Annotated in this window: 2 protein-coding genes and 1 pseudogene; 2 read left to right on the top strand and 1 reads right to left on the bottom strand. The window is 73.8% G+C overall.

The features are described 5' to 3' along the window. Positions 1–65: 65 nt before the first annotated feature. Positions 66–502: pseudogene (locus tag ACWD3D_RS36280) on the top strand (SAM-dependent methyltransferase); the annotation flags it as partial. A gap of 23 nt (positions 503–525) precedes the next feature. Here the strand turns inward: ACWD3D_RS36280 and ACWD3D_RS36275 are convergent. Then, positions 526–1,737 carry an MFS transporter gene (locus ACWD3D_RS36275; RefSeq protein ID WP_451464918.1) on the bottom strand — a complete coding sequence of 404 codons (1,212 nt, stop codon included), beginning with the start codon at positions 1,735–1,737 and terminating at the stop codon, positions 526–528. A 56-nt stretch (positions 1,738–1,793) separates the two neighbouring features. On the opposite strand from ACWD3D_RS36275, the gene ACWD3D_RS36270 reads away from it, so the two are divergent. Further along, positions 1,794–2,304: CGNR zinc finger domain-containing protein (locus ACWD3D_RS36270; RefSeq protein WP_451464917.1), on the top strand; the 511-nt coding region annotated here is incomplete at its 3' end.

The following is a 2,304-nucleotide window of genomic DNA, read 5'->3' as shown; positions in this document are numbered from 1 at the left end:
AGCCGGCCTGTCCGGCCGGCTGGAGCGTTCCTGCGACCGGCTCCACGCGCGCGTAGGCCGAACCGCGGGTCGATGTGGTGACCATGACGGCGAACGTCGCACAAGCCGTCGTCGAACCGCAGGCGTGGCGGGACACCCTGCGCGGGGCGTACGAAGCGCTGCGGCCGGGCGGCCGCCTGGTGTTCGAGACCCGTGATCCGGCCGCGCGCGACCCGGAGGAGTGGACCCTCGAGAAGTCCCGCCGGTCATCGACGTTCGGGGGGCCGGTCCTGTGGGGAGCTGAGTCGAACTCGTCTACCTGCGGGGGCCGTTGGCGTCCTTCCGCTGGACGTACGTGTTCGCGGCCGACGGCGCGGTCCTGAGGTCGCTCTCGACACTCCGTTTCCGGGAGCGCGAGGAGGTCGCGGAGGAACCGGCCGCCCTCGGGTTCACGGCGGAAGCCGTCCGTGAAGCGCCCGACCGCCCGGGGAAGAAGTTCGTCTTCGTCGCAAGGCGGCCCTGAGAGCCGTTGCGGCCGGGCGCCCGTCAAGGACGTTCTCCGCCCGCGATCCCGTCCTCCGGTGCGGATACCGCCGGCGACCGGATCGCCAAGGCGGCAGGCACCGCCAGAGCCGCCACGCCCGCCGCGAAAAGCAGCGTGCCCGGCAGGGACCAGGTGGCCGCCGGTCCGGCGACGGCGACTCCCAGGGCGTATCCGGCCAGTTTCACTCCGGCGCCGGTGGTGAAGATCTGGCCGCGCAGGCGCGGTGGGGATTCGCGGTGCCGGATCGCGAACACGGCCGCGAGCTGGGGGCCTTCGGCCGCTCCCGCCAGGAGTACGGCTCCGAGGAGCAAGGCGGGTCCGGCCAGGGCGGCGAGGACCAGGGCGCTCGCCTGGACGAGGGCCGAGGCCAGGAGAACCGTGTCGGGAGCGAACGGTGGCGGGAATCTCGCGAGGACGGCGTTGGCCGCCAGGGCGGCGGCAGCCGCGCAGGCGAGGAGCGCGGCTCCCCGTCCGGCGCCGCCCAGAGCGTGTTCACCCAGGGGCACGGCGCAGGCCGCGAACATGCCCTGCGCCGTGCAGGAGAGGGCCGGGACGAGGGTCGCGCGGGCCAGAGCGGGTCGGCCCGCGATGGTTCTGGCCCCCTTGGTGAGATCGCCGAGGACCCGGACCGCACGGACGGGGACGCGCGGTACCGACCGGTCGGGCAACGTCCACGCGACGGGTACCGCCGCGACGACGAGTACCGCGGAGACGGCCAGAGCGGCCGGTGCGCCCAACACCCCTGCCACGGTGCCCGCGAGTGCCGGACCGGCCAGGCCCGCCGCACCGAACGTCATCGCGTCGCAGGAGTTGGCCCGGGGCAATCGGCCGGAGGCCACCACCCGGGGCAGTTGGGCGGTCCAGCCGCCCGAGAGGGCCGGCGCCGGCAGCCCCGCCGACACCGCGACCAGGAGGGTGACGGCGAACGGCCACCGGCCGAGGCCCAGCAGAATCACCGCGAGGCCCGTCGCGTACAGGATCAGGGCCCCGGCCAGCATGCGGCCGGGGCGCACCGCCCGGTCGAGCAGCACCCCCAGCAAGGGCCCGCCCACCACGGCGGCGACGGTGATCCCCGCGAGCAGCGCGGACGCCCCGGCGGCCGACCCGGTCACGGCGTGTCCGGCCAGCAGCAGCGCGGGCCCGGACATCTCGTCCCCCGTACGGGCGGCCAACGCCCCGCAGACGAAGAACGGGAGAGCGTAACGCTTTTCCATCTGCTGGACGTTACGCAGGTAACTCAAAATCTCGCACTATGCGTTACATTCACGCGATGCCCTCCCCTTCCGACGACTGGTCGACCCGGCACTCCGTGCTGGCCACGGCCAGGCGGACCGCCGCGCTGGTCAACGCCCTCACCGACGAACGCTCCGATACCCGTGAAATCACCTCCGTGCTGCGCGACTTCGGCGAGGCGGACCCCATCGACCTCACCCCGGACGACGTCGCGGGGATGCGCGAAGCCGCCGCTCTGCTGCGGGAGGTGTTCGCCGCCGACCGCACCGACACCGCCGCCGAGGCGCTCAATCGCCTCCTGCGGGAGCGCACCGGACGACTCCGGCTGTCCTCCCACGGCGGCGGCAGCCCGTGGCATCCACATCTCGACCACGACGACGAGGCGCCGTGGGAGGAGTGGTTCCTGACGTCGTCGTGCATGGCCCTGACCGTGCTCGTGTGGGACTCCCAACGACCGCCGGGCGGCGTGTGTTCGTCCCCGAGCTGCCACGGGGTGTTCCTGGCCCGCCGCAGCGGACCCGAGCGCCGCTACTGCTCACGCCGCTGCG

The sequence above is a fragment of the Streptomyces sp. NPDC002690 genome, from assembly GCF_053592415.1.
The sequence above is the reverse complement of the archived record's forward strand: the minus strand, read 5'-3'. Positions and strand labels throughout refer to the sequence as shown.